The organism is Okeania sp. SIO2B9 (assembly GCF_010672505.1).
GTDB lineage: Bacteria > Cyanobacteriota > Cyanobacteriia > Cyanobacteriales > Microcoleaceae > Okeania > Okeania hirsuta.
In genome coordinates this window covers 1-2984 of the sequence record NZ_JAAHGK010000975.1, presented here as the reverse complement: position 1 = coordinate 2984, position 2984 = coordinate 1, and the positions used below count along the sequence as shown (strand labels likewise).

The 2984-nt window shown below is 35.7% G+C and carries 2 protein-coding genes and 1 pseudogene; all 3 read left to right on the top strand.

Features of this window, described 5'->3' with window-relative positions; all coding sequences use genetic code 11:
• A pseudogene (locus F6K13_RS26215) lies at window positions 1-374 on the top strand (hypothetical protein); the annotation flags it as partial.
• A 372-nt stretch (window positions 375-746) separates the two neighbouring features.
• Window positions 747-1508, top strand: coding sequence for a DUF928 domain-containing protein (locus tag F6K13_RS26210; RefSeq protein WP_124144140.1), 762 nt, complete (start codon window positions 747-749; stop codon window positions 1506-1508).
• A gap of 6 nt (window positions 1509-1514) precedes the next feature.
• Window positions 1515-2915 (top strand): CHASE2 domain-containing protein, encoded by a 1401-nt coding sequence (locus tag F6K13_RS26205; protein ID WP_287288875.1) that lies wholly within the window; start codon window positions 1515-1517, stop codon window positions 2913-2915.
• Window positions 2916-2984 lie beyond the last annotated feature (69 nt).

The window sequence follows — 2984 nt, the reverse complement described above, 5'->3', positions numbered from 1 at the left end:
CATTTTTATTATTTCAATTACGCGGTCGTACCAAAGAACAAATATTAGAAGTTCTCCGGCAAAAACGCGGTCAAAGTGAAGAAGAAAATTCCACAATTAAAGAAAAAATTACAACAGAAAAAAACCAAAAAGCTCTAACTTCAGCAAATAAAGAATATGTAAATTTTGAGGATTTTTGGAAATACGATCGACAGCTAGATTCTTCCCTAGTAGTGATTACACCACCCCCAAGTAATGAGACAGTTTTAGATGTTTTAGGACCTCTTCCTTTGGGTACATCTGCTGATATTATTAAGGATAATTTTAAGAAGGTTTATCAAAATATTAGTCATCACGCAGTAATAACAGCCTTAAACCAGGGAGAAGATGGGTAAAAAAATCTACAATATGTTTAGATTAGAGTGAATATAAGCTAGCATTTACAAATGATGAAATATGAACAAATGATCGTGAATAGTCGAAGGTAATAAGATAGTTTTTGCTAAAATAAAAAAATAAAAATTATAGTTTGATAACTAAGAAGAAAACTCTGTATAGCAATCCTAAAAGTCTAAATATATTAATTACTATCCCTAAATAATTAGCAGTTCCCTTTTTTTCTAAATCATTCTATACAAACTTAATTGTAAGTTCGTTTTTCTATTAATTATCGACAATGAAAAAAAACTATATGTTATAATAAGATATAGTAGCTAAAAATAGCAATAGCTATATAACTTGAGTTTATACGGAGGTGATTTTTTATCATGTTTGTACGAAACTTTTTAGGACTTTCTTTAGTAGGTCTTTTAGTTTCAGCTCCTCCAGTCAATCACCCTCAAACTGCAAAAACTAAGGTGGAATCAAGGCCACAATTACAGGCAGTAACATTTCCACCAACAACTTCAAGAGGTGCGCCATCGAGAACTAGAGGAGCTGGGTCTCGCGGTCCTTGTAATCCAATAATTAAGCAAGAATTAAGCAACCTCACTGCTGTAGTACCAGAAAATAATATTGGTACAACAGTTAGTCCTAACCCAACTGTTTACCTTTATGTTCCTCAAAGTAGTAAACGAAAGGCAGAATTTGCTTTATTTGATTGGACAAATAGAGTCAGAGAACCAATATATAAAGTAGGTGTATCTCTGCCTCAGTCCGCTGGAATTATCAAAGTAAGTTTGCCAAAAACAGTTGAATTAGAAACTAATAACACTTATATTTGGCACTTTGGCATAATTTGCGATCCAGAGGAGCGTGCTTTAGATTATTATATTAATGGATGGCTAAGACGTACCCCTCTCAAGCCAGAAATAGAAGCTAAATTAAAAGAACTGCAGGAAAAACCACTAGAACTAGCTAAACTCTATGCTGAATCATCAGTTTGGAGCGAAACAATTACAACTTTAGAAAAATCTCGTGTTGCTTATCCTAATGCGTGGAAAGAACTGTTAAAATCAGTTGGGTTAGAGGACTATGCTGATAGTAAAATATTTGACTGTTGTCAGGAAATACAACCTGCTCAAAGATAATATAAATTGTTAGATTACCTAAAAGTTAAACATATTGAGAAACCATTAGTGAAATCTCATTATGATTCTCGTGGATCAACAGCTACATCATTAATTTGGCAGTGGCGCGGGGTGTGGATAACTACTCCCTGCGTAACTATATTGGTAATATTACTACGCTTAACTGGAATATTACAGCTATGGGAGTGGGGTACATACGACTTCTATATGAGAAATAGACCTTTACCTCCAAGGGACAAACGTATCGTAATTGTTGGTATTGATGAAGCGGATATAAGCAGAGTAGGTCAGGGAATAATTCCTGATTCAACTCTTGCCAAGTTGCTCAAAAAACTCAAAGCAATGGAACCCAGAGCTATTGGTTTAGATATTTACCGAAATTTACCTGTACCTCCTGGTTATCAAGAATTAGTTAAAGTATTTCAAAACACTCCTAATCTAGTTGGGATCCAAAAAGTAGTAGAGGATGATAGAGGAGAAGGAGTAGCACCACCATATGCTTTACAAGAAAAAGGACAAGTAGGAGCAAATGATACGCCTATCGATGCAGATAATAGATCTCGGCGAGGCTTATTTTATTTAGATAATCAAGATGGGGAAATTATTTATAGTTTTAGCCTGCATTTAGCATTACTTTATTTAGAAAAGGAAAATATTAAAGCAGATACAGTAGAGGGGACCGATCACTGGCGCGTAGGAAATCAGGTATTCCCTCCTTTTCAAAAAAATGAAGGTGGTTATGTCAGAACCGATGCTCGTGGGTATCAATTATTAATTAACTATAGAGGGCCGAGCGGTCATTTTGAAACTGTTTCTCTGACAGATCTACTTGATGGACAAGTCCCTCCAGACTGGGGACGCGATCGCATAATTCTGATTGGAGCAGTAGGAGAAAGCTTCAACGATCTATTCTATACACCCTATAGTAGTCATTTGTTAGCTCCACCAAGACCAATGACAGGAGTAGAACTACAAGCAAATTTTATTAGTCAAATTATTAGTGCTGCTCTAAATGAACGCCCCTTAATCAAAACTTGGTCTGAACCCCAGGAATGGTTATGGATTTTTATCTGGTCTGGAGTTGGAACCACAGTTACATGGCAGTGGCGAAATCAAACAAAAAAATTCTTGTCACTAACTTTATTGAAGAACCTAATCCTAGAAGCTGGAATCATTTTTCTTAGCACTTATATTATGTTTCTTTGGGGATGGTGGCTTCCTGTAGTGCCTCCTTTATTAGCAATAGTAGTTTCTTCATTTGTCATTACAGGTTATGTTGCTGGCACTGCTAGTCTGATTAGAAAAACTTTTGCTCGTTATCACTCCAATGAAATAGTCAAGAATTTATTGGAAAGTAAAGAGGGTTTAAAAGTGAAAAGGCAACAACGAGGAAATGGCACGAATTAATCTCGACGTCAACTATCCGGTTGCATTAGAAGAAGAAATGCTTAAAGTGGGCGGCCGCAAACATATTTT